The 2,483-nt window shown below is 72.9% G+C and carries 2 protein-coding genes; one reads left to right on the top strand and one right to left on the bottom strand.

The window, feature by feature from the left end; translation table 11 throughout:
- The coding region (locus L0P92_RS43830) for a lytic transglycosylase domain-containing protein (protein WP_234768712.1) at positions 1–989 on the bottom strand (989 nt) is incomplete at its 3' end.
- Positions 990–1,335: 346 nt separating this feature from the next.
- Here L0P92_RS43830 and L0P92_RS43825 point away from each other — a divergent pair.
- The gene (locus L0P92_RS43825; protein ID WP_234768711.1) at positions 1,336–2,223 is read left to right on the top strand and encodes a DUF4184 family protein; all 888 of its coding nucleotides are present in this window, start codon (positions 1,336–1,338) and stop codon (positions 2,221–2,223) included.
- Positions 2,224–2,483 lie beyond the last annotated feature (260 nt).

Here is a 2,483-nt window from a genome sequence, read left to right as displayed (position 1 = left end):
GTGGTGGGCGGCGGGGTCGGGCTCGGCGGAGTGGGCTTGGGGCTGCTGGAGCCGCCACCGTTGTCGCCGGGGCCGGGGCTGCCCGGCGTCGTCGGCGTGGCGGGCTTGGGAGGTGTGGTGGGCGTGACGGGAGCCGTCGGCGTGGGGCTCGCGCCCGCCGAGTCGTCGCTGCGGTCGGACGGGAGGGTGCCGGTGCCGTCCGGGATCTCGTGGGTGCCCTTGCGGTAGTACTCCAGCCACCTCATGACCAGGTTCAGATAGTCCTGGGAGTTGTTGTAGCTGAGGATGGCGCGGTCGAGGTCGCCCTGCGTGGACAGGTCCCAGCCGAAGCGGCACAGGTAGTGGCCGGCGGCGAGGGCGGCGTCGTAGACGTTGTTGGGGTCCCGCTTGCCGTCGCCGTTGCCGTCGCGGCCGGCCCACTCCCAGGTGGACGGGATGAACTGCATGGGGCCGACGGCACGGTCGTAGGAGCTGTCCCCGTCGTAGGCGCCGTTGTCGGTGTCGCTGATGTTCGCGAACCCGTTGCCGTTGAGCTGCGGGCCGAGGATCCGGGAGATGGTGGTGCCGTTCGCGTCGACGCGGCCGCCTCGGGCCTGGCCCGACTCGACCTTGCCGATGGCGGCGAGGAGTTGCCAGGGCAGGTTGCAGCCGGGCTTGGCCTCCCGGAGCGCGGTCTCGGCCTTCTTGTAGGCGTCGAGGACGGTCGCGGGGATGCCCGCCTCGCTGCTGCCCGGGCTGACGGGGGTGTCGGCGGACGGCGAGGGGTTGGGGCTGTTGAGCGGCGGCAGGTCCGTGTAGTACGGCGAGTTGCCGGTCGCGCTGTCCTCGGCGGCCGCGTCCGGTGAGGGCTGGGTTCCGGTGGCGATCCGTCTGCCGGCGTCGTCCGTCGTCACTCCCGGAGCCTGGGACGCGGCCAACGCCGCCACCGCTACCGCGGCCACGGTGGTGTTCACCGCCCCCTTGCGCAGCCTGCCGAATTGCGCCGCCATGAAATGGACCCCTCCTGCGGACGCCCGAGCGCCCGACGCTGTCTGCCGGGCTCGCCGTGCCGAGCCCGCCCCTGTTGTGACGATCGACTCGCCGCGACAGTTGCCCTCGCGGCACGTTTTCCGTCGCTGTTCACTTGTTCGACCGGGCTCCCCGGCACGGTGACCCAGGCGACCCTACGGCAACTTCCTTTGCGGGGGCACCCGTTGGTGCCCGATTTTTACCGGTTGGCCATGGACGGTTCCGCCCGTCGGACAGGCCGGTGGCGTCCCGCATACTGACCTCTTCGACCACCCGGGCCGACCGGCCCGCCGACACCCCCGCCAACACCCCGCACAAGGAGCCCCGTTGCCGTTCACGCTCAGCCACGCGGCGGCCGTACTGCCCGCCGTACGCACCGACGGAACCGGCCGGGGCGCGCTCGTACCGGCAGTACTGGTGGCCGGGTCCTTCTCTCCCGACATGACCTATTACGTGGCGAGTGTCCTGCCGGAGGCGATGGAGTTCGGCGATGTCACGCACTCGTTCCCAGGTGTCTTCACCGTCGACGTGGTGGTCGCCTGGGCGCTGGTGGGCCTGTGGCTGCTGCTGCGCGAGCCACTGGTGGCGCTCCTGCCGGTCCGGCGGCAGGGCAGGCCGGCCGCGCTGTTGCGCTGCGGGGCGCCACGCGCGCGTGTCCGGGTCTCGCTGGCGGCGCGCTGGTACGTCTCGGCCGCGCTCGGGGCGCTGACCCATGTCGTGTGGGACGCGTTCACGCATCTCGACCGCTGGGGGATGCGGCTGTTTCCGGTCCTGGGCGAGGAGATCGCGGGGTCGCCGCTGTACTGGTACCTCCAGTACGGCGGTTCGGCCCTCGCCGCGGTCGTCATCGCCGTGTTCGTGGCCGTGGCGCTACGGCGGGCGGGTGCGGGCGCGCGGGTCGGGGTGCCGGTGGGGGTGCCGGTCGGGGTGCCGGTGCTCTCGGTGCGGGACCGGTGGCTGGCCGGCGCGGTGATCGGCGGGTTGGCCGCGGTGGCGGCGGTGCAGCGGGCGTCGCGCTGGTGGGACTACTGGGGGTCGACCGCGAAGTACTGGGAGCTGATCCCGACGCTGTGCTTCGGGGCGGGCGCGGGGCTCGTGCTGGGGCTGCTGCTGTATGCCGTGGGGGTCAGGGTGTGGCGTCCGGTTCCGGGGCCTGACAGTGCGGGTTCGGATGAGGCCGGGTCCCTGCGGGGCGGGACCGTGGGGACAGGGTGAGGGCGAGGGACGCGTATCCGCGGGACGCGTAGCCGCGGGCGAGCTCGGACCACCTGTGTGTCCGGTGGGTGAGGCGGGTGCGGAGCGTTGTCGCCGTCCGCCGCCATGTGGTCATCAGGTCGACCGGGATGCGGGCGGTGCTCGCGTCGGTGGCCACGGGCGGCTGCGCCGGGCTCGGCGGATGGTCGGCGGTCGCTTGCGCCGGTGCCGGGGCCTGCCGGCGGGGGAGCGTGCGTATACCCATGTCGGCATCCTTACGG

The sequence above is a fragment of the Streptomyces muensis genome (assembly GCF_021474425.1).
Taxonomy (GTDB): Bacteria; Actinomycetota; Actinomycetes; order Streptomycetales; family Streptomycetaceae; genus Streptomyces; species Streptomyces muensis.
The sequence above is the reverse complement of the archived record's forward strand: the minus strand, read 5'-3'. Positions and strand labels throughout refer to the sequence as shown.